22 protein-coding genes are annotated in these 20531 nt (G+C 62.6%); 5 read left to right on the top strand and 17 right to left on the bottom strand.

The annotated features are described in order from the left end of the window. Positions 1-9: 9 nt before the first annotated feature. From paaX to paaA, 12 genes are all read right to left on the bottom strand, one after another. On the bottom strand, positions 10-948 hold the full coding sequence (paaX, locus tag ACJ8IM_RS02240) for a phenylacetic acid degradation operon negative regulatory protein PaaX (RefSeq protein WP_033647864.1): 939 nt from the start codon (positions 946-948) through the stop codon (positions 10-12). A gap of 79 nt (positions 949-1027) precedes the next feature. Then, complete coding sequence (gene paaK, locus ACJ8IM_RS02235) at positions 1028-2335, bottom strand: phenylacetate--CoA ligase PaaK (RefSeq protein ID WP_033635108.1); 1308 nt, start codon at positions 2333-2335, stop codon at positions 1028-1030. Between the two features lie 15 nt (positions 2336-2350). After that, the gene (pcaF, locus tag ACJ8IM_RS02230; RefSeq protein WP_101455506.1) at positions 2351-3556 is read right to left on the bottom strand and encodes a 3-oxoadipyl-CoA thiolase; all 1206 of its coding nucleotides are present in this window, start codon (positions 3554-3556) and stop codon (positions 2351-2353) included. After that, on the bottom strand, positions 3553-3993 hold the full coding sequence (gene paaI / locus ACJ8IM_RS02225; RefSeq protein ID WP_016927190.1) for a hydroxyphenylacetyl-CoA thioesterase PaaI: 441 nt from the start codon (positions 3991-3993) through the stop codon (positions 3553-3555). The genes pcaF and paaI overlap by 4 nt, the downstream gene beginning before the upstream one ends. After that, positions 3990-5519 carry a 3-hydroxyacyl-CoA dehydrogenase gene (locus ACJ8IM_RS02220; RefSeq protein ID WP_033653573.1) on the bottom strand — a complete coding sequence of 510 codons (1530 nt, stop codon included), beginning with the start codon at positions 5517-5519 and terminating at the stop codon, positions 3990-3992. Before ACJ8IM_RS02220 ends, paaI begins: the two co-directional genes overlap by 4 nt. 2 nt (positions 5520-5521) lie before the next feature. Further along, positions 5522-6313: a 2-(1,2-epoxy-1,2-dihydrophenyl)acetyl-CoA isomerase PaaG gene (paaG, locus tag ACJ8IM_RS02215; protein ID WP_033653574.1), complete on the bottom strand. Its 792-nt coding sequence runs from the start codon at positions 6311-6313 to the stop codon at positions 5522-5524. Positions 6314-6316: 3 nt separating this feature from the next. Next, complete coding sequence (gene paaF / locus ACJ8IM_RS02210) at positions 6317-7090, bottom strand: 2,3-dehydroadipyl-CoA hydratase PaaF (protein WP_033653575.1); 774 nt, start codon at positions 7088-7090, stop codon at positions 6317-6319. 8 nt (positions 7091-7098) lie between these two features. Next, positions 7099-8157 (bottom strand): 1,2-phenylacetyl-CoA epoxidase subunit PaaE, encoded by a 1059-nt coding sequence (paaE, locus tag ACJ8IM_RS02205; RefSeq protein WP_033653576.1) that lies wholly within the window; start codon positions 8155-8157, stop codon positions 7099-7101. Positions 8158-8170: 13 nt separating this feature from the next. Next, positions 8171-8668, bottom strand: coding sequence for a 1,2-phenylacetyl-CoA epoxidase subunit PaaD (gene paaD, locus ACJ8IM_RS02200; protein ID WP_033653577.1), 498 nt, complete (start codon positions 8666-8668; stop codon positions 8171-8173). A gap of 9 nt (positions 8669-8677) precedes the next feature. Further along, entirely contained in the window at positions 8678-9436 is a 759-nt protein-coding gene (paaC, locus tag ACJ8IM_RS02195) for a 1,2-phenylacetyl-CoA epoxidase subunit PaaC (RefSeq protein WP_033653578.1), read from the bottom strand. An 8-nt stretch (positions 9437-9444) separates the two neighbouring features. Next, complete coding sequence (paaB, locus tag ACJ8IM_RS02190) at positions 9445-9732, bottom strand: 1,2-phenylacetyl-CoA epoxidase subunit PaaB (protein ID WP_004935173.1); 288 nt, start codon at positions 9730-9732, stop codon at positions 9445-9447. Between the two features lie 21 nt (positions 9733-9753). Then, entirely contained in the window at positions 9754-10692 is a 939-nt protein-coding gene (gene paaA, locus ACJ8IM_RS02185) for a 1,2-phenylacetyl-CoA epoxidase subunit PaaA (RefSeq protein ID WP_033635096.1), read from the bottom strand. Positions 10693-11009: 317 nt separating this feature from the next. On the opposite strand from paaA, the gene paaZ reads away from it, so the two are divergent. Then, positions 11010-13076 carry a phenylacetic acid degradation bifunctional protein PaaZ gene (gene paaZ, locus ACJ8IM_RS02180; RefSeq protein WP_033653579.1) on the top strand — a complete coding sequence of 689 codons (2067 nt, stop codon included), beginning with the start codon at positions 11010-11012 and terminating at the stop codon, positions 13074-13076. A 41-nt stretch (positions 13077-13117) separates the two neighbouring features. Here the strand turns inward: paaZ and ACJ8IM_RS02175 are convergent, their stop codons facing one another. Then, a complete protein-coding gene (locus ACJ8IM_RS02175; protein ID WP_033653580.1) occupies positions 13118-14011 on the bottom strand; it encodes a Kdo hydroxylase family protein in 894 nt (297 codons plus the stop codon). Between the two features lie 478 nt (positions 14012-14489). Continuing rightward, a complete protein-coding gene (locus ACJ8IM_RS02170) occupies positions 14490-16043 on the bottom strand; it encodes a sensor domain-containing diguanylate cyclase (RefSeq protein WP_442516214.1) in 1554 nt (517 codons plus the stop codon). A gap of 160 nt (positions 16044-16203) precedes the next feature. Here ACJ8IM_RS02170 and ACJ8IM_RS02165 point away from each other — a divergent pair, with 160 nt between their 5' ends. Continuing rightward, entirely contained in the window at positions 16204-16398 is a 195-nt protein-coding gene (locus ACJ8IM_RS02165) for a hypothetical protein (RefSeq protein WP_004935157.1), read from the top strand. A gap of 15 nt (positions 16399-16413) precedes the next feature. On the opposite strand, the gene yjdN is transcribed toward ACJ8IM_RS02165, so the two are convergent. Then, positions 16414-16833: a VOC family metalloprotein YjdN gene (gene yjdN, locus ACJ8IM_RS02160; RefSeq protein ID WP_033635089.1), complete on the bottom strand. Its 420-nt coding sequence runs from the start codon at positions 16831-16833 to the stop codon at positions 16414-16416. 178 nt (positions 16834-17011) lie between these two features. Further along, positions 17012-17932 carry a Kdo(2)-lipid IV(A) acyltransferase gene (locus ACJ8IM_RS02155; protein WP_033653582.1) on the bottom strand — a complete coding sequence of 307 codons (921 nt, stop codon included), beginning with the start codon at positions 17930-17932 and terminating at the stop codon, positions 17012-17014. 628 nt (positions 17933-18560) lie between these two features. Between ACJ8IM_RS02155 and ACJ8IM_RS02150 the strand changes: the two genes are divergently transcribed. From ACJ8IM_RS02150 to ACJ8IM_RS02140, 3 genes are all read left to right on the top strand, one after another. After that, positions 18561-18758: a DUF883 family protein gene (locus ACJ8IM_RS02150; protein WP_033635087.1), complete on the top strand. Its 198-nt coding sequence runs from the start codon at positions 18561-18563 to the stop codon at positions 18756-18758. 14 nt (positions 18759-18772) lie between these two features. Further along, positions 18773-19021 carry a GlsB/YeaQ/YmgE family stress response membrane protein gene (locus ACJ8IM_RS02145; protein ID WP_033635086.1) on the top strand — a complete coding sequence of 83 codons (249 nt, stop codon included), beginning with the start codon at positions 18773-18775 and terminating at the stop codon, positions 19019-19021. Between the two features lie 95 nt (positions 19022-19116). Next, positions 19117-19506, top strand: a complete 390-nt coding sequence (locus ACJ8IM_RS02140) for a YidB family protein (RefSeq protein ID WP_033635085.1) — start codon at positions 19117-19119, stop codon at positions 19504-19506. Positions 19507-19509: 3 nt separating this feature from the next. Here the strand turns inward: ACJ8IM_RS02140 and ACJ8IM_RS02135 are convergent, their stop codons facing one another. Continuing rightward, positions 19510-20442 carry a LysR family transcriptional regulator gene (locus ACJ8IM_RS02135; protein WP_033653583.1) on the bottom strand — a complete coding sequence of 311 codons (933 nt, stop codon included), beginning with the start codon at positions 20440-20442 and terminating at the stop codon, positions 19510-19512. Between the last annotated feature and the right edge of the window lie 89 nt (positions 20443-20531).

The raw sequence follows: 20531 nt of genomic DNA, 5'->3' as shown, positions 1-20531 counted from the left end.
GTGAGTTCCTTAATATGTAGGGTCGCGCGGCAGGCCGCCGAAGCGCCGATAGTAGCCGGCGGCCGGCGCGGGCAGGGCGCCGATGGTGGTTTCCGCCAGCGCGCTGACGTACTCCGTCGCGGCGCGATCGACCTGCTGATAGAGATTGATGCACAGATTGCGGGCGATCTGGCCCTCCCACTGCGCGGGCAACAGCGCGTCCGGCAGCAGCGGATCTTTCAACACCACGCGACGGAAGAAGTGAATCAATAATAGCTTAATCTGAAAACAGCGCAGCGGCGTCAGCGCCGCCGGATCGACTTCGCGCAGCAGCGCCATCAGCGGCCGGAAGGAGACGATAAACTCGTGATAGCCGGCCGCCACCTCGCTCAGCGACCAGCAGTCGGCCACCAATTTCTGCAGGGTTTGCTCGGAGCGGTTGTAGGGATAATCGGCGCGGAAGTAAATCACCTGCTCACTGGCGTTCAGCTCGCCGAGCAGCGCCGTCACGTCGGTTTGCGCATGGGTGGGGGCGGCCATCAGGTTGCTGGCGATTTGCCCGAACCCGAGCCAGCCCAGCTCTTTTTTCAGCCGCGCGCGCGCGTTTTTTTCGGCGCTTTCCAGCAGCAACAGCTCCCACTTGCCGTCCCAGGCGGGCTGCTCACGCAAATAGATTTTCGATTCGGCGTGGCGGAACTGGCGCATCCCTTGCTCGGTCACGCGGTAGAAGCTGCGGCGGCCTATTTTCTCCACCGCCAGCCAACCCTCTTTCTGCAGGCGGAACACCGAGGTGCGCACGAAGCGATCGCCGAAGCCGAAGGCCTCCAGCAGCGCGCTCAGGCTGCCGAGCCACACTTCGCCGCCGCGGTGGCTGAGCGCGTCGCCGTACAGCGAAATGATCAACGAGGTGCCGCTGATCGGCTGCGCGTCGACGGCATGGCGAATGAACTCATCCAGTTTATGTTCCATATTTTTCCATGGGTTAGCCTTCGATGAGCCATAACATTACGCCTAATTTGGGGCGGAGTCATCCGTGACGCCGTGCGCCTCAGCGCGGCCGCAGATCGACCACGCGCTGCGCTTTGCCTTCCGAACGCGGAATATCGCCGCAGTTGGCGATGCTGACGTCGGTGCTGACGCCCACGATCGATTTGATGTGGTGGCGCAGCTGGTGGCAGATGTCGCAACGTTGCTGGTGGCTGAGGCTGAGCGCCGATTCTTTCAGTTCGACGCGCACCGCCAGCGTGTCCAGGTGCCCGCTGCGGCTGACCTGCAGCTGATAGTGCGGCGACAGCTGCTCGAACTGCATGATCTGCTCTTCCACCTGCGACGGGAAGACGTTGACGCCGCGGATGATCAGCATGTCGTCGGAGCGGCCGGTGATTTTGCCCATGCGGCGCATCTGGCGTGCGTCGCCCGGCAGCAGCCGGGTGAGATCGCGGGTGCGGTAGCGGATCACCGGCAGCGCCTCTTTGGTCAGGGTGGTGAACACCAGTTCGCCGTGCTCGCCGTCCGGCAGGGCGACGCCGGTTTCCGGGCAGATGATCTCCGGCAGGAAGTGGTCTTCCCAAATGGTGGGGCCGCCGCCGCTTTCCAGGCACTCCATCGCCACGCCCGGCCCCATCACTTCCGACAGGCCGTAAATGTCCAGCGCCTTGATGCCCATGCGGGTTTCGATTTCGTGGCGCAGGGCTTCGGTCCAGGGTTCGGCGCCGAACACGCCGAGCCGCAGCGAGCAGCCGCGCGCGTCGCCGCCCATCTTGCGTTCCAGCTCGTCGATCAGCGTCAGGCAATAGGACGGCGTCACCATGATGATGTCGGGTTTGAAATCGAGGATCAGCTGCGCCTGGCGTTCCGTCTGGCCGCCGGACATCGGGATCACCGTCGCGCCGAGCCGCTCCGCACCGTAGTGCGCGCCAAGGCCGCCGGTGAACAGGCCGTAACCGTAGGCGACGTGCACCTTGTCTTTGGCGGTGGCGCCGCCGGCGCGCAGACAGCGAGCGACGATATCGGCCCAGTTATCGATGTCGCGCTGGGTGTAACCCACCACCGTCGGCCGGCCGGTGGTGCCCGAGGAGGCGTGGATGCGCACCACCTGTTCCATCGGCACCGCGAAGGTGTCGAACGGGTAGTTGTCGCGCAGATCCTGCTTGGTGGTGTAGGGGAAGCGCGCCAGATCGCTCAGCTGTTTGAGATCGTCGGGGTGTACGCCGGCCTGGTCGAATTTGCGCTTGTACATCGGCACATTGTCGTAGGCGTGGTGCAGCGTCCACTTCAGACGCGCCAACTGCAACGCTTCAATCTCATCGCGCGAGGCGAATTCGATCGTTTCGAGGGGCTGTGGATTTATTGTCATGGTTAGCCTCAGGGGTCAGACACGCTCAATGATCATGGCGATGCCTTGGCCGACGCCGATGCACATGGTGCAAAGCGCGTAGCGGCCGGCTCGCCGTTCCAGTTCAAACAGGGCGGCCAGCGCCAGGCGCGCGCCGCTCATGCCCAGCGGATGCCCCAGAGCGATCGCGCCGCCGTTGGGGTTGACCTGCGGGGCATCGTCCGGCAGGCCAAGCTGGCGCATCACCGCCAACGCCTGGGCGGCGAACGCTTCGTTCAGTTCGATAACGTCCATCTGCGCCAGGCTCAGCCCGGCGATTTCCAGCACCTTGCGGGTGGCCGGCAGCGGGCCGATGCCCATCAGCCGCGGCTCTACGCCGCAGGTGGCGGTGGCAACGATGCGCGCGCGCGGCGTCAGCCCCTGGCGCGCCGCCATCGCTTCGGAGGCGACGATCAGCACCGCCGCACCGTCGTTCAGGCCTGAGGCGTTGCCGGCGGTGACGCTGCCGGGCTGACGGAACGGGGTTTTCAGCGCCTGCAGCTGCTCGAGGGTAGTGTCGGGGCGCGGGTGTTCATCCTGGCTAAACAGCGTCACCGCGCCTTTTTTGCCGCTGAGGCTGACGGGGGCTATCTCCTGCGCCAGGTGGCCCAGCGCCTGCGCCCGGGCGGCGCGCTGCTGGCTGCGCAGCGCAAAGGCGTCCTGATCGGCGCGGCTGATGTTGAACTGTGCCGCGACGTTTTCGGCGGTCTCCGGCATCGAATCGGTGCCGAACTCGGCCTGCATCCGCGGATTGACGAAGCGCCAGCCGAGGGTGGTGTCGTACAGCTGCGCCTGGCGGCTGAAGGCGCTGTCGGCCTTGCCCATCACCAGCGGCGCACGGGTCATCGATTCCGCGCCGCCCGCCAGCAGCAGCCCGGCGTCACCGGCTTTGATGCTGCGCGCCGCCATCGCCAGCGCATCCAGGCCCGATCCGCACAGGCGGTTCACCGTGGTGCCGGACACGCCGACCGGCAATCCGGCCAGCAGCAGCGCCATGCGCGCCAGGTTGCGGTTGTCTTCCCCGGCCTGGTTGGCGCAGCCGAGGATCACGTCGTCCAGCTGCGCCCAATCCACCTGCGGATGGCGTTCCAACAGCACGCGCAGCGGCAGGGCGGCCAGGTCGTCGGCGCGCACCTGGGCCAGCGCGCCGCCATAGCGGCCGATCGGGGTGCGCACGCCGCCGCAGATAAATGCCTGATTCATGCCTGATCTCCTAAAATGCTGTGGCCGAGGCGGTGCGCGCGGCCGCGGAACCAGGCGACGGTTTTGCCCAGTTGGTTAACGATCTCGACGTCATACAGCCCGGTGGCTTTGCCCTGATGGCGCACCGCCGCGCTGGCGGTGAGGCGGTCGCCGGCCAGCGCCGGGCGGACGAAGTCGATGCTGCAGCCGGAGGCCACCGCCGCCAACCCCTGGCTGTTGCAGGCGTAGGCGAAGGCGGTGTCCGCCAGGCTGAACAGCTGGCCGCCGTGGCAGGTCTGGTGGCCGTTGAGCATCTGCGGGCCGACGGTCATGCTGACCTGAGCGTATCCGGCGTCGACGGCGTCGATGTGCATTCCCATCGCCTGAGCGCAGGTATCTTGCTGGAACATCTGTTCGGCGCAGCGCTGAGCCAGCGCGCGCGGCGTATTGGCGTTCATCGTTCGGCTCCTGGGAAAGAGGCGGGGGAAGCGTAGCGGCGCAGCAGCGGCATCGGGCGATAGCGCGCTTCGCCGTAATAGCGTTGCAGGTTTTCCAGCGTCGCCAGAATGTGGCGCCAGCCGATCGCGGCGCCCCAGGCCAGCGGGCCGCGCGGATAGTTGACGCCGCGCAGCATCGCCAGATCGGTATCTTCGGCGCTGGCGACGCCTTTGTTCACCACGTCGAGCGCTTCGTTGGCCAGCATGGCCAGGGTGCGCATCGTCAGCAGGCCGGGGTAATCCGGCAGTTGAATGACCTGCTTGCCGAGGGACTGCAACAGGCGAATCGCTTTGGCATTGTGTTGCGCATCGTTTTGCGCCGCGCAGCTGATGGCGATGGCGGAAGCGTGCGCATAGTCGGCACAGAGATCGAACAGCACCACGGGCGTTCCACGTTCGTCGGCCAGTTGGCTGGCGGTTTTACCATTGGTTAACATCAGTGTAACGTCGTCGATCGTGACGTGCGGGCTGGTCTGGCCGGGTTGTTTGATCGCCCCCGCATTTTCGATCAACAGTTCCGCCAAATCGGCCAGCGAAGACCAGTCGCCGTGCAGCGTAACGCGTTGCGGCAATGCGGCCTGCGCCGGAGGCGCAAAGGCGATCGCGGCGGCGGATCGCGGTGCGTCGTAGCGGTAGAAACCGCGGCCGGACTTGCGGCCGAGGCGTCCGGCCGCCACCAGTTCCTGCTGCTCCAGTGAGGGCGTGAAGCGCGGATCCTGATAGAAGGCCTGATACACCGATTCGGTCACGGCGTAATTGACGTCCTGGCCGATCAGATCGGTTAACTGCAGCGGGCCCATGGCGAAACCGCCGGCGTCGCGCAATACCGCGTCCAGCGTGGCGGCGTCGGCCACCCGTTCCTCCAGCGCGCGCAGGGTTTCGGCATAGAACGGCCGCGCCACGCGGTTGACGATAAATCCCGGCGTCGAGCGGCATACGACGCTTTGCTTACCCCAGCGCTGCGCCAGGGCCTGCAGCGCGGCGAGGGTCTCGGCGCCGGTCTCCAGGCCGCTGACGATCTCCACCAGCTTCATCAGCGGCGCCGGGTTGAAGAAGTGCAGCCCGGCCATGCGCTGCGGGTATTGCAGTGCGCCGGCGATGGCGGTGATCGACAGCGAAGAGGTATTGCTTACGAACAGCGTCGTGGGCGAGCAGATCGCCTCCAGATCGCGGAACAGGCTCTGCTTAATCGCCAAATTTTCCGCCACCGCTTCAATCACCAGCGTGCAGTCGGCCAACTGCTCGAGCGAGTCGGCGCGTTCGAGGCGCGCCAGCAGCGCTTCGGTGGGCGCGGCGTCGGCCTTGCCGCCGTCTACCCGCTGGCGCAGGCGGCGAGCGAGATCGTCGATCGCGCGCTGGGCGGCGGCGGGCGCGATATCGAACAGCCGCACCGGGTGGCCGGCGGCGGCGGCCACCTGGGCGATGCCGATGCCCATGGTGCCGGCGCCGATCACCGCCACCTGGCCGTTAAGAAGGGGCGCATTCATGGCTATTTCCCGCTGAAGTTGGGCGTGCGTTTGGCAAAGAACGCGCTGACGCCTTCGCGATAGTCGTCGCTGCGGCCGCCCAGGCGTTGCAGATCGCGCTCCAGATCGAGCTGCTGATCGAGGCTGTTGGTGGCCGAGCTGTAGAGGGCTTTCTTGATCAGCCCCAGGCCGTAGGTCGGCTGGGTAGCCAGATGGCGCGCCAGCGTTTGCGTGCGGTCAGTCAATTCATCCGCCGGCACTACCTGCCAGATCATGCCCCACGCCAGCGCCTGTTGGGCGCTGATTTTGTCACCCAGCATGGCCATGCCCATCGCGCGGGCGTGGCCGGCCAGCCGCGGCAGGAACCAGCTGCCGCCGGAGTCAGGCACCAGCCCCAGACGGCAGAACGACTGAATGAAGCTGGCGTTGTCGGCGGCGATGACGATATCGCACGCCAGGGCCAGCGCGGCGCCGGCGCCGGCCGCCACGCCGTTGACCGCGCACACCACCGGCTTCGGCAGGGCGGTCAGGCGACGGATCAGGGGGTTGTAGAAACGTTCGACCGACAGGCCGAGATCCGGCGCCTGTTGATCGGCGCTGACGTTGCGATCGTTGAGATCCTGCCCGGCGCAGAAACCGCGCCCGGCGCCGGCGATCAGCAGGCAGCGCACGCTGTCGTCGCGCTCGGCTTGCGTCAGCGCTTCGCTCAGCTGGCGATGCATCTCGTCGTTAAAGCTGTTGAGCCGATCCGGCCGGTTGAGGGTCAGCGTCAACACGCCGGCGTCGAGATGGCTGAGAATCAATGCGTTATCCATAAATCAGCGCCCCTGATAGTTTGGCGTACGTTTTTCGAAAAAGGCGGCGATGCCTTCGCGGCGATCGTCGGTGGCGGCCAGGGTGACGAACTGCTGACGCTCCATCGCCAGCCCCTGGCTGAGGCCGACTTCCTCGGCCTGTTTCAGCGCCTGTTTGGCGGCGCGCAGCGCCAGCGGCGCCTGACGGCTGATGCGTTCGGCAATCTGCTGCGTGCGTTCCAGCGTCAGGGCATCGACGCACACTTCGCCGATCAGGCCGGCCTGCAGCGCGGTGCGGGCGTCGATGGGCTCGCCGGTCAGCACCATCTGGCTGGCGCGCGACTTGCCGACGCAGCGGATCAGGCGCTGGGTGCCCCCGGCGCCCGGCATCAGGCCGAGGGTGATCTCCGGCAGGCCGAAGCGGGCGCTTTCGCCGCCGATGACGATGTCGCAGGCCAGCGCCAGCTCACAGCCGGCGCCCAGGGCATAACCGTTCACCGCCGCCAGCAGCGGCTTGCTGAACTGCGCCAGACGCTGCCACAGCTGCGGACGGCGATCCGCCAGCGCGGCCGGCAGATCCTGCTGTTGCAGTTCGCGCAGATCGGCGCCGGCGGCGAAGAAGCGCGCCGCACCGGCGATCACCACGGCGCCCACGCCGCTGTCGGCGTCGGCCTGCTCCAGGCGGGCAACCAGCTGTTCCAGGCACGGCGTGCTCAGGGCGTTGCGCGCCTCCGGGCGATGCAGCGTCAGCGTGACCACGCGGTGCTGCTGCTGATGCAAAATAAAGGGGGTGTCCATCGCGGCTCCTAGACGTCGAAGTCCAATACCACGCCGTCGCCTTTCGGCCACGACTGGCAGCTCAATACGTAGCCCGCAGCCAGCTGATCCGGCTCCAGGCTATAGTTGACGCCCATCTCCACCTGGCCGGCCTTCAGACGGCATTTGCAGGTGGCGCAGACGCCGCCTTTGCAGGCGTAGGGCAGGTCGGCGCCCTGGCGCAGCGCGGCGTCGAGAATGCTGTCGTCCTGTTCGCCGATCTCGATATCCAACCGGCGGCCGTCGAGCAGGATCGCCACCCGGGTGGCGTTGCGATCGCCGCTGTGGCGCGGGCGGGCGGCCAAACCGCTGGTGTTGAAGCGCTCGCTGTGGATGTGGTTGGCCGGGACGCCGGCCTGTTCCAGCACGGTTTGCGCGTCGTCCATCATCAATTCCGGCCCGCAGATAAAGGCGTGGTCATAGTCGCGGAAATCCAGCAGCGCGCCGCCGATCGCCGCGAGGCGTTCGCGGTCGATACGGCCGCTGAGCAGCGGGCTGTCGAGACTTTCCTGGCTGAACAGGTACAGCGGCTGAAAACGCTGCGGGTAGCGGTTTTTCAGATCCGACAGCGCCTCTTTGAACATCATCGAACGGCTGTTGCGGTTGCCGTAGATCAGGGTGAAGCTGCTGCCCGGTTCGAGCAGCAGCGTCGCCTTGATGATCGACAGCATCGGCGTGATGCCGGAGCCGGCGGCGATCGCCAGGTAGTTGCCGTGGCGCTCTGCCTGCGGCTGGTAGCCGAAGCGCCCCTGCGGCACCATCACCTCCAGCGCGTCGCCGACTTTCAGCATGCGGTTGACGAAGCCGGAGAAGCGCCCCTGGTCAATCGCCTTCACGCCGATCTGCAGCAGGCCTTCCTGCGGCGAACTGCAGATGGAGTAGCAACGCCGCAGCTCTTCGCCGTTGACCAACGCCTTGAGCGTCAGGTGCTGGCCGGGGGTATAGCGGTATTGGTTTTGCAGCTCTTCGGGCACCCGCAGGGTGATGGCTACGGCGTCCGGTGTTTCGCGCTCGATGGCGGCAACGTTCAGGCGATGAAAGACCGTCATGGTGTCAGCGCTCCTATATGCATTTGAAATAATCGAACGGTTCCCGGCAGTCGCAGCAGCGGTACAGCGCTTTACAGGCGGTGGAGCCGAACTCGCTGATCTTCTCGCTGTGGGTGCTGCCGCAGCGCGGGCAGGCTACCGGGCCGTGGGCGTGCGGCCGATCGCAGGTGTGGCCCTGCGGGGGCGCTACGCCGTATTGCCGCAGCCGCTCGCGGGCGTCGGCGTTCATCCAGTCGGTGGTCCAGGCCGGGCTGAGGCGAATGTCCACCTGCACCGGGCTGAAGCCGGCGGCCGCCAGCCGCTGCTCGATGGCGTTGAGCAGAAATTCGGTGGCCGGGCAGCCGGAGTACGTCGGGGTGAAGGTCACGCGCCAGCCAGCGCCGTCGCGCGCCACGTCGCGCACCATGCCCAAATCGGTGATCGACAGCACCGGCAGCTCGGGATCGCTGATCTGCTGCAGGCAGTGCCAAATCTGCGGAATTTCGGCGGGTTGCAAACGGGTGACGTTCATCGCTGCCTCCTACCATTGCCCGTTTGGATAGGCGCGCTGCAGGAACTGCATCTCCGCCAGCAGCGGGCCGAGGTGTTCGCTGTGCCGGCCTTGCTTGCCGCCGTGTCGGAACGCCTGCTCGGCAGGCAGCGCCAGCGTCGCCTGGCGCAGCGTCTCTTCCACCTGCGCTTGCCAGGGGGCCTGCAGTTCGCGGGGATCGACGGCGATGCCTTGTTCCGCCAGTTCCAGCTCCAGCGCGTCGGCGTGGAACAGCTCGGCGGTGAAGCGCCACAGGTTATCCAGCGATTGCTGGATCTTGCGGTGGCTGACGTCGTTGCCGTCGCCGAGGCGGATCATCCAGCCGTGGCTGAAGCGCAGGTGATAATCGGCCTCCTTCAACGACTTGGCGGCGATGGCGGCGATCTGCGCGTCGCGGCTGCGGCTCAGCGCCTGGTGCAGCTGTACGTGGTAGGCATCGAGCAGGAACTGACGCACCAGCGTGTCGTTGAAACCGCCGTTCGGCTGCTCCGCCAACAGCAGGTTATGAAACTGGCGCTCGTCGCGCCCGAAGGCCAAGCTGTCTTCGCTGCAGGGCGGGCCGGCCAGTTCGGCGGCGTAGCCCAGGAAGTTGCGCGCCTGGCCGAGCAGATCGAGCCCGATGTTGGCCAGCGCCAGATCGATTTCCAACTCGGGCGCGTGGCCGCACCAGGCGCACAGGCGCTGGGCGAGGATCAGTGGCGTGTCGCCCTGGCGGAGTAAATATCTGATGCGCGGATCGTTAACCGTCATGGTCGCCTCTACATGTTCTTGATGCCGTCGGGAATGGTGTAAAACGTCGGATGACGGTAGATCTTGTCTTCGGACGGATCGAAGAACGCGCCGCGATCTTCCGGCTGCGAGGCGATCAGATGGCGCGATTGCACCACCCAGATCGAGCAGCCTTCGTTGCGGCGCGTGTAGGCGTCGCGGGCGTTTTCCAGCGCCATTTGGTCGTCGGCGGCGTGCAGGCTGCCGACGTGGCGATGCGCCAGCCCTTGTTTGCTGCGGATAAACACTTCATACAGCGGCCATTCAACGTGGCTCATGATCTCGGTTCCTTATGTTGGCTATGCGGCGGAGGCGGCGTTTTTCGCGGCGTGGGCCATGGCGCCGTCGCGCACCCAGGCGCCGTCTTCCCAGGCGCGGCGTTTGGCCTGCAGGCGTTCGTGGTTGCATTGGCCGCGCCCTTTGATCACCTCATGCAGCTCGCTCCAGTCGATTTCGCCGAAGCGATAGTGGCCGGCGGCGGCGTCCCAGCGCAGCTCCGGATCCGGCGCCGTCATGCCCAGCGCTTCAAGCTGCGGCACGGTGTTGTCGACGAACTTCTGCCGCAGCTCATCGTTGCTGTGGCGTTTGATCTTCCACGCCATGCTCTGGGCGCTGTGGGGGGAGTCGGCGTCGCTCGGGCCAAACATCATCAGCACCGGCCACCAGAAGCGATCGATGGCGTCCTGCAGCATGGCGCGCTGCGTGTCGCTGCCGTTGGCCATCGCCATTACCGCCTCGTAGCCCTGGCGCTGATGGAAGCTTTCCTCTTTGCAGATCTTCACCATCGCCCGCGCATAGGGGCCGTAGGACGCGCGGCACAGCGCCACCTGGTTGACGATGGCGGCGCCGTCGACCAGCCAGCCGATCACGCCGATATCCGCCCAGTTGAGCGTGGGGTAATTGAAGATAGAGGAGTACTTCATCTTGCCGTCGAGCATCTTTTGGTAGATGTCCTGGCGCGAACAGCCGAGGGTTTCGGCGGCGCTGTAGAGGTACAGACCGTGGCCGGCCTCATCTTGCACTTTGGCCAGCAGCACCGCTTTGCGGCGCAGCGTGGGGGCGCGCGTCAGCCAGTTGGCTTCCGGCAGCATGCCGATGACTTCCGAGTGGGCGTGTTGGCCAATCTGCCGAATCAGGTTCTGACGGTAGGCGTCCGGCATCCAGTCTTTGGCCTCAATGGCGATATCCGCCGCGATCTTGTCGTCGAAATGCTGCTGATACTGTGCGTCAGTTGTCATGCTTGCCTCTTGGTGATTCGTATTTTTCACATTAAACATAAAAATGTGAATCACTTTAACTAACCATAAGGCTACAAACTGATAACAAAAAGATCAAACGTAATTAATGTGGTTTTGCGAGGTTACTCACAATGGCTTTTGTTATTTATTTGATTTTGTTTGATAAATAAAGTGATTAATTACTTGTTTATGGCAGGTTAAGCGGTCTGAAAACGCCTTTTGTTCTCTTTTTGTTAAAATTTGATTTGGCCTCGACTGGCATTTATATGATACGTAATTAAGCTGTATGGTGAAAATTTATGAATTTCGGAGGGCACATGCAGCAGTTACACAGTTATCTTTCTGGCGCCTGGGTGTACGGGCAGGGAGAGGCGCGCGAAATCCGCCACGCGGTGACCGGCGAAGCGCTGTACCAGGTCTGCTCCGACGGCCTGCCGTTGGCGGCGAGCCTGGACTATGCCCGCAGCCGCGGCGGCCCGGCGCTGGCACACATGACGTTCCAGCAGCGCGCCCAGATGCTGAAAGCGGTAGCCAAACACCTGCTGGCGCATAAAGAGGCGCTGTATCAGATTTCCTATCAAACCGGGGCGACGCGCAGCGACGGCTGGGTCGATATCGAGGGCGGCATCGCCACGCTGTTCGCCTATGCCGGCATGGCCGGCCGCGATCTGCCGGACGATACCCTGTGGCCGGAAGACGAGCTGATCCCATTGTCGAAACAGGCGCAGTTCGCCGCCCGCCACGTGCTCACTTCACGCCCCGGCGTGGCGCTGCACATCAACGCCTTCAACTTCCCGTGCTGGGGCATGCTGGAGAAACTGGCGCCGACCTGGCTGGCGGGCATGCCGGCCATCATCAAGCCGGCCACCGCCACCGCGCAGCTGACGCAGGCGATGGTCAGGCTGATCGTCGATAGCGGCCTGGTGCCGGAAGGGGCGCTGCAGCTGGTTTGCGGCGGCGTCGGCGACATGTTTGCGCACCTGGATTACCAGGATGCGGTGACTTTCACCGGTTCGGCGCAGACCGGGCAGCGGCTGCGGGCACACCCGCGCCTGTTGGAAAAATCGATCGCGTTCACCATGGAGGCGGATTCGCTCAACTGCTGCGTGCTGGCGGAAGACGTGACGCCGGAAATGCCCGAGTTTGCGCTGTTCATCAAAGAAGTGTGCCGTGAAATGACCGCCAAGGCGGGGCAGAAATGCACCGCGATCCGCCGCATCATCGTGCCGGCGGCGCAGGTGGTGGCGGTGCGTCAGGCCTTGCTGCAGCGCCTGGCGGGGGTGACGGTGGGCGACCCGCAGCTGGAGCAGGTGCGCATGGGGGCGTTGGTCAGCCACGAGCAGCGTGATGATGTGCAAAGCAAGGTGGAGTTCCTGCTGCGCAACGGCTGCGAACCGCTCTGTGGCGCGGCGCTGGATAAGCTGGAGGTGCTGGGCGACGGCGCGCGCGGCGGGGCGTTTTATCCGCCGACCCTGCTGTATTGCGCCGATCCGTTCACCCATCAGGCGGTGCACGGCACCGAGGCCTTCGGCCCGGTGGCGACGCTGATGCCGTATGCGGATACCGAACAGGCGATCGCGCTGGCGTTGCTGGGGCAGGGCAGCCTGGCGGGCTCGCTGGTGACCGCCGATCCGGCATTGGCCACGCGCTTCATTCGCGCGGCGGCCTGCGCCCACGGCCGCATGTTGATTTTGGATGAGCGGGCGGCGGCGGAGTCCACCGGCCACGGTTCGCCGCTGCCGATGCTGGTGCACGGCGGCCCGGGGCGCGCCGGCGGCGGTGAAGAGCTGGGCGGGCTGCGCGCGGTGAAACACTATATGCAGCGCACGGCGATCCAGGGCAGCCCGGCGATGCTGGCGGCCATCGGCGGCGAATGGGTGCGCGGCGCGCCGGTCGCCGAGCATCCGGTGCATCCGTTCCGGAAATACTTCGAGCAACTGCAACTGGGCGATAGCCTGTTGACCGCGCGCCGCACCGTGACCGAAGCGGATATCGTCAACTTCGCCTGCCTGAGCGGCGACCATTTCTACGCGCACATGGACAAGATCGGCGCCGCCGACTCGCTGTTCGGCGAGCGGGTGGCGCACGGTTACTTTGTGGTATCCGCCGCGGCCGGGCTGTTTGTCGACGCCGCCGTCGGGCCGGTGATCGCCAACTACGGCATGGAAAATCTGCGCTTTATCGAGCCGGTGAAGATCGGCGATACCATTCAGGTGCGGTTGACCTGCAAAAAGAAAATCCGCAAGCCGCAGAAAACCGCCGAAGATCGCCCGCACGGCGTGGTGGTGTGGGATGTGCAGGTGTTGAATCAGCAACAGCAGCCGGTGGCGCTGTATAGCATTCTGACGCTGGTGGCGCGCCAACAGGGGGACTTCGAAGCGTGATGCGCGTTTGCCGCCGCCGGCCCCCGGCGGCGGCAAATCATTCAGATCAGCGGCTGACCGCGCAGCTGTTCAAGCACTTTCAGCGGTGAACGCTGCGAGTCCTGCATCTTATTCACCGGCAGCAGGAAGGTCTGTTCCAGCATAAACTGGCCGCCCATCGCGGCATGCGGCGTTTGATCAGAGAAGCAAATCCAGCTGCTGCCCGGCGGGAACGTCAGCGCCAGCTGCGGCCCCCGTTGCTGATAATCGCCGTCGGCCTTCATGGCGTCATGCAACTGCAGCATCAGGTGGTCATAATGGCTGCGGCGGGTTTTGGTGATGCGCACCTGGTGCTGCAGCCAACTGCCGAAGGCGGAGTAGCGAGCGAGACGCGGCATAAAGCGTGCCGCCAGCTCAGGGAACGGCTCGCCGACCCGCCATTGGCGATGCTCGCCGTGCGGGTTGATGTTGGTGAAAATGCGCAGAATGCGTTCGCCGTAGTTCGGGCGCGACGGGAAGGCGTCAACGTGCAGCCTGCTGTCGTCTTTGCGCCAGGAACTGGCCGCCCGCCAGGCGGAAACCGGATGTAAACGCAGGCTGCCGGTCGGGTGGTGCAGCGCCTCCTGATATTCGGGCAACAGCCCGGCGATCAGCTGGCGGCAGGATTGGTAATAGCGTTCCAGCAATTGCTGAACCTGCTGCCGGCGTTCCGCGACGGCGACGCCGCTCAGCTTGCCGGACAGCGGTTGGTAGCTGATGTTTTTGCGCTTCGGGTCGACCAATGTCGGATCCAGCAGCGGCATTTCCTGTTCAGACAGGGTGAAGGCCAGTTCGGGCAGAAACAGCACCTTGCCCTGTTCCAGTTCGCTGACCGCGCTGGATGCTTCCGCTGCCGCCCATTGTCGTAACGGCAGCGTCAGGACGGCCTGTTCGTGCATAATATCGCCAGTAGGCATGAGATCTCCTTGCAAATCTATATCGCTTTATTCCTGCCTCTCAGGTTGCCGCGTGATTGGCTGCACTGGCTTGCGCAGTGGCTGGCTGGAGCGGCGTCAGCAGGCCGCCCAATGGCAACGTGAAATTTGTGGGTTCTATTATGGCTGTATCAGCAGGGCGCAATGCGCCGAAGCGTGCGATGGCTTCCTGATAGATAGAATAATCCTGGTAAGGGTATCACCGGCAATGCCAATGAAAAGTAAACGGGGTATAAACGAGGCGAGGTATAGGCACGAATAATCAAAAAAGGCACAAATTGCCTGCTGAATGGCGTTTTTTATCTTATTGAATTGTAATGAAAATAAATATACTGCTTATTATTTCCGTTATTTTATTCAGAGTGCAGGGTAAACCGGTGAAATAATGTTTCGTGAGGGAACTACTTCATTTTTCTGGCGAATAAATCGGGCCGCCAAATCTTGGTGACCCGATTATTGGTTAAGCGCCGTAAATGCAGTTTTTGCCTTTTTTCTTGGCCTGATACAACGCACTGTCCGCCTCACTGATAAAGCTGATCGGCGTATCGTTATACATATGCGGCACTTTGGCGCAGATGCCGATGCTGATGGTAACGATGCCGTGCGGGTTGCCCTGATGCGGAATTTTCAGATCGCGCACCGCGTTGATAACGCGCTCGGCGAAAATCAGTGCGCCTTGCACGTCGGTATCCGGCAGGATAATCCCCATCTCTTCGCCGCCGTAGCGCGCCAGGACGTCGTTGCTGCGGCAGGCCAACCCTTTGAGTGTTTGGCCGATCTGCTGCAGGCACTGGTCACCGGCGACGTGGCCGTAGCTGTCGTTGTACTGTTTGAAATAGTCGATATCCAGCATCAGCAGCGCCACGCTGCGGTAGTTGCGCGAAGCCCGCGCCAGCTCGTTCTTCAGCGCGATATCAAACTGGCGGCGGTTGGCCAGCCCGGTGAGGCCGTCCAGCAGCGCCAGCTCTTCGAGCATCTGGTTGATGCTGGTCAACTGATCGCTGGTGCGCATCAGCTCGGCTTCGGTTTGCATGCTGTGCTTGATTTGCCGCAGCAGCACCATGCCCATCGCCAACAGGATCATCAGCAGCGAGAGGCCGCCCGCGGCGAACAGACCGGCGTCGGTGCGCCAGTCCGCCAGCGCGTCGCGTTTCGACAACCCGGCGGCGATCACCAGCGGAAAGCGGTTGACCCGCGAATAGCCGTAGATGCGCTCCACTTTGTCGTACAGCGAGGTGATGGTGGCGTTGCCGAATTCCGAATGCGGCAAAATTTCGCTGAACAGCACGCCCTTGGCGATGTTTTTACCGATCGACGCCGCCGAGTAAGGGCGGCGGTAAAGGATGGTGCCGTCCGCCAGCAGCAGGTTCAGTGAGGCGTCGGTATTGAGGGCGAAGCTGTCGTAAAACTGGCGGAAATAATCGACGTACAGCGTCGCCAGCACCACGCCGCCAAAGCTGCCGTCCGGGTTGTTGAATCGCCGCGAAACGGGAATGATCAGATCGCCGGTGGTGCGGCTGCGGATCACCTTGCCGATGTACAGGCCGCCGCCGTCGCGGTTTTGATGGTATTTGAAGTAATCGCGATCGGCGTTGTTGGCGTTCTTGATGAATTTGCCCGAGGAGGTCGCCAGCCAGCGGCCGCGCGCATCGTAGAGAAACAGCCCGTGCAGCTGCGGCAGGTTGCCGACCTGCGTCTGCATGACGCGCTGCAGCCGCGTCAGCTGCGATGGGCCCAACCCGTCGGTTTGGAGACGTTCGGTCAGATCGAGCAGGTTGCCGTCCACCTGCATGAAAGTATCGTCGGCATGCTGCGCCAGCGAGCGGGCGAGGTTGGCGGACTCATGCTCGGCGCTGCGCAGATCGCGCTGATGCGCGTTCCAGATTTGCCAGCTGTTAAAGAGGATCAGCGTGGCGGCAACGATGATGACAAACACGCCGGCCTGAAATAATAATGGGGAGCTTTTAGCGCTGCGCGCCGGCACGGCATCCTGTATGGGTTGCTGCTGAGTCATGTCACCCTTGTTGTTTGATTACTATTCAATTTGAGTTAAGAGCAATCTTATATTTTATGCATAAATGCGCCAGACCTCTAGCCCCTAACGTGGCGATAGCGAGAAAGGGCGTTTGCACCCCGTATCAGCGGCGGGGTGAACACTGTGGAGTGAAAGAGCCATGTCGGATTACATCATTATCGCTTTACTGACGCTGGCGGTGTATTACCCCCTTACGCTAGGGACGCTGGCGGTGATGATGTACTTCGCCTGGCGGCGGCGCCGGTCGCCCTATTGGCGGTTGGGATTGGCGCTGTTGGCGCTGCTGTTCGTGCTGTTCGCCAAGGCGGCGTATGACTGGCACCGCTATGGCTAGCGGCGCCATGACGGGTTATTCGACGTTGATCATCCAGTTGACGCCGAATTTGTCGGTCAGCATGCCAAAGCCTTTGGCCCAAAAGGTGGCTTGGTAAGGCATCGTCACCTGGCCGCCCTGCGCCAGATTGTCGAACAGTTTGCGTCCTTGTTCCGCATCGCTGGGGTTCAGCGACAGCGAGAAGCCTTTATGAGAAGCGCCGCCGCCGTCATCTTGCGGGCAGCCGTCGGAGGCCATCAGTACGCCGTCGCCGATCAGCAGGCGCGCATGCATGATCGCCTCCGGATTGACGTCCTGCGGCCCGTCTTGCCGGGCTTCTTCGGGCATGTCTTTATAGCGCATGACCATTTCAATTTTGGCATTCAACTGCTGTTCGTAGAAGTTAATCGCTTGCTCACAGTTACCGCTGAAAAACAGATAGGGTTGTACCAGCATGACATTGACCTCGGTTGTGGCTCGACAGGCAACGACCGGCCCTCGGGCAGGAAGAAATGGTTGCTGGCGGCAATAATTGCCGTCGGTGACTTATTAGTGTAGTTCCCCTGGCGCAGAATGCTTGTGCGAGGTGAGTGCGCCTTCGCCGCCGGCATGACGGGCGAAGGCGCAAGGGCGGTCAATACAGCGACGGCTCGCCGGCTGGGCGGGTTTTAAAGCGGCGGTGCAGCCACATGTACTGATCGGGGGCCAGCAGCACCTGTTCTTCCACCACGCGGTTCATCTTGGCCGCCGCGCGCGTTTCATCATCCAGCGGGAAGTCCGTCAACGGCGGCTGCACGATCAGCTCATAGCCCTGAGCATCTGGCAGGCGGCGCGGTACGAAAGGCACGATCGACGGCCGCCCCATGCGCGCCAGGATAAAGGTTCCGGTGGTCGTGGCGGCGTTTTCCACGGCGAAGAGCGGCGCGAACACGCTGCTTTGCGGCCCATAATCGTGATCCGGCGCGTACCACAGGATTTCGCCCTGTTTCAGGTTGCGGATCATGCCTTTGATATCTTTACGATTGAGCATGAATTTATTCGAGCGCAGCCGGCCGCGGGTTTGTACCCACTCCATCAGCCTGTTGTTGTGCGGGCGATGCACGCCGATGCCGGGGTTTTGCATGCCGAAAATGCGCGCGCCCAGTTCCAGCGTCAGAAAATGCAGGCCGATCAGCAGAACGCCTTTGCCGCCCTGACGCGCCAGCCGCATGTTTTCCATGCCGCTCACCTTGAACCAGCGGGCGATGCGCCAGTCGGGCCAGAACCAGGCCATGCCGACTTCGAACAGGCCCATACCGACGGACTCAAAATTTTTGACGATCAGCGCCTCGCGCTCGGCGGCGGGCATCGCGGGGAAGCAGAGCTCTAAATTGCGGCGCGCTATTTTTACCCGGCGTTTCATCAGGCGCATGGCTATTCTGCCAAGGCCGTGTCCGAGTCGATAAATGAGCGGGTAGGGCAGTAATACCAAGAGATAGAGTATTCCCAGCCCTATCCACAGCAACCAATAACGAGGGCGCAAGAATTCGCGCTCAAAGCGTTGGTTAGAAAGCATTTTTCCTATGATTCCTTGTCTTTTCCAATGGGACCTTAACCCAAATTTTCATAGGGCGAATGGTAGAACATTCTGAGCTAAATAGGATTTTCCATTAATGCTTTTTTTACGCTTTAGTTAAGCGCAGGCGAAAAACGGGGAGAGATAGGATTTTTACCGAGGGAATGGCGGATATTTTCCGCTATTTCAAACGACTGGCGAAATTGAAAAATAAAGACACAATTAAGCGCATCGCAAAAGTGACAACTGCTATGTAACCTTAATGAAACAATAACGCGGCGGAACCGTCCCAAACGGCGGCCAGTGCGTACAGTAGCGCGAGAATCAGGACAAAAGGGGCATTGAACATCGGCGTTTCCTCCAGGAGGATTTGTTTAAAGTTTAGCCTCGCGAGATGACAGCAGGATGAAATCAGATCGTTTTTTGTACGGTGAAATTCAGACGGACGGAAATGGGTAAACCGCTGATTTTTTACTATAGTCATAGTGTGAAGTTATGCGTTTGTCGCCGTACGCCTCTGCATTGAGCGGCAGCGGGCAGGTTGCCCAGAGCAAGATCGTGGAGCGGACGGCGCCTGGCGCGAAACATGTGACGAGATTCTCAGAGGGTTGGTCTGTAAGGATTTGACATGTCATATGAAAATGACGATCTAAACGGTGTTGAGCAACCGAGCGACTACGTGAAAACCACCGCCTGCGAAGTGCGCAGCGGCGTAAAGGCAGCGCTCGAGCAATCATGTGCCTGCATCAAGGATAACCCTTGGGCGGGGATAGGCGCCGGCGCCGTCGTGGGCCTGGTAATAGGATTTCTGTTAGGCAAAAGGTAATAGGGAGAGTAAAGATGGGCATCATTTCCTGGATCATTTTTGGTTTAATCGCCGGTATCCTGGCCAAGTGGATTATGCCGGGCAAAGACGGCGGCGGCTTTATTGTGACCGTTATATTGGGGGTCGTGGGCGCCGTAGTCGGCGGCTATATCAGCACCTTCTTCGGTATGGGCCGCGTTGACGGTTTTAACCTGGGCAGCTTTGTGGTGGCAGTAATCGGCGCCCTGGTGGTGCTTTTTGTCTACAGGAAGATCAAAGGCTAAGCAGCCATTGCTCAACAGGGTCGCCGCGGCGGCCCTTTTTCGTGAAATCAATCCGGCTGTGCGGCGCGGGCCGCAGCGGCTGAAAGGGGAATATCATGGGTCTGTTCGATAGCGTATTGGGTAACATTCTGGGCGGCGGCGCCAACGGCAAAGGCATCGACTACATCGCCATTATGCAGTGGGTCGAGCAACAAGGCGGCCTGCAGGCCATTTTGGACAAATTCCGTCAGGGGCAGTTCGGCGATATCGTCGGTTCCTGGCTCGGCAATGGCGAAAATCAGCCGATTACCGGCGATCACGTACAGCAGGCGTTGGGTAGCGACGCCATCAACCAACTGGCTGAAAAGCTGGGTATCGATCCGGCTCAGGCGTCCAGCACCATTGCACAGTTCTTGCCAACGGTCACCGATGCCGCCTCGCCAAACGGTGAAGTGCAGCAAGACAGCAACGAGCTGGGCGACATGGTCGGTAAACTGTTCAAATAATGATTAGGCTCCCGGCGTCTGGCCGGGGGCATTCACTCCGCTGATCCCCTCGATCGTCGTCAACGCCTGCTGCAGATGCACCACCCAGGCGCGCACTTTCTCCGGAATAAAACGCAAGGCGGGATAGACCGCGTGCAGCGCCATGGGCGGGTAGCGGTATTCCGGCAAAACGGGCACCAGCGCCCCTGACGCCAGCTGTTCGGCGATTAAAGGCCGTTGAGCGCCGCCGATGCCGGCCCCAGCCTCAATGGCGGCCAGCAGCGATAGCGTATTGTTGGCGCGGAACGTGGGCCGCAGAGCAACCGTCTCGGGGCCGTGCGGGCCGAACAGGGTGAGCGTATCGCCGTCGTTCAGGCCGCTGTAACGAATGTGCGCATGTTTCGCCAACTCCGCCGGGGAACGCGGCGCGCCATGCCTGGCCAGATAGGCCGGTGACGCCACCAGCAGGCGCTGCAGCTCGCCCAAACGTTTCGCCACCATGCCGGGCGCATGCAGTTCACCGAAACGCAGCGCCACGTCGATGCCTTCGCCGATCACGTCGGCGAGGCGATCGTCCAGCAGCAGCTCGATGGCGAGGTTCGGATGACGCTGCTGGAAAGCGATGGCCAGCGGTGTGACGTGCAACTGCCCGAACCCGGTCGGGGCGTGAATGCGCAGATTGCCCTGCAACTGGTGGCGCTGGCCGTGCAGCGCCTCTTCCGCTTCGTCGACCGCCGCCAGAATCGGTTTGAGGCGCTGATAATAACCGCTGCCGGCATCGGTCAGGGTGACCGCCCGGGTGCTGCGAAACAGCAGTTGGGCCCCCAGTTGCTGCTCCAGGGCAGCGATTTGCTGACTGACCGCCGGCTGCGTCAAACGCAGATCGCGAGCGGCGGCCGACAGGCTGCCCAGTTCCGCCACCCGCATAAAGGTTTTCATTGCGTTCAGTTTATCCATGTCGATCTTGCCTATAGATTTTTCTTATAAGTGTTAGTGCTAATACTGCTCTACCGCAAGCATCGCTAATCAATAACACTCAGGGCATC

This window comes from Serratia sp. CY33525, assembly GCF_052169115.1.
Lineage (GTDB): Bacteria > Pseudomonadota > Gammaproteobacteria > Enterobacterales > Enterobacteriaceae > Serratia > Serratia sarumanii.
Note: the sequence above shows the minus strand (reverse complement) of the source record. Positions and strands in the feature narration are given on the sequence as shown.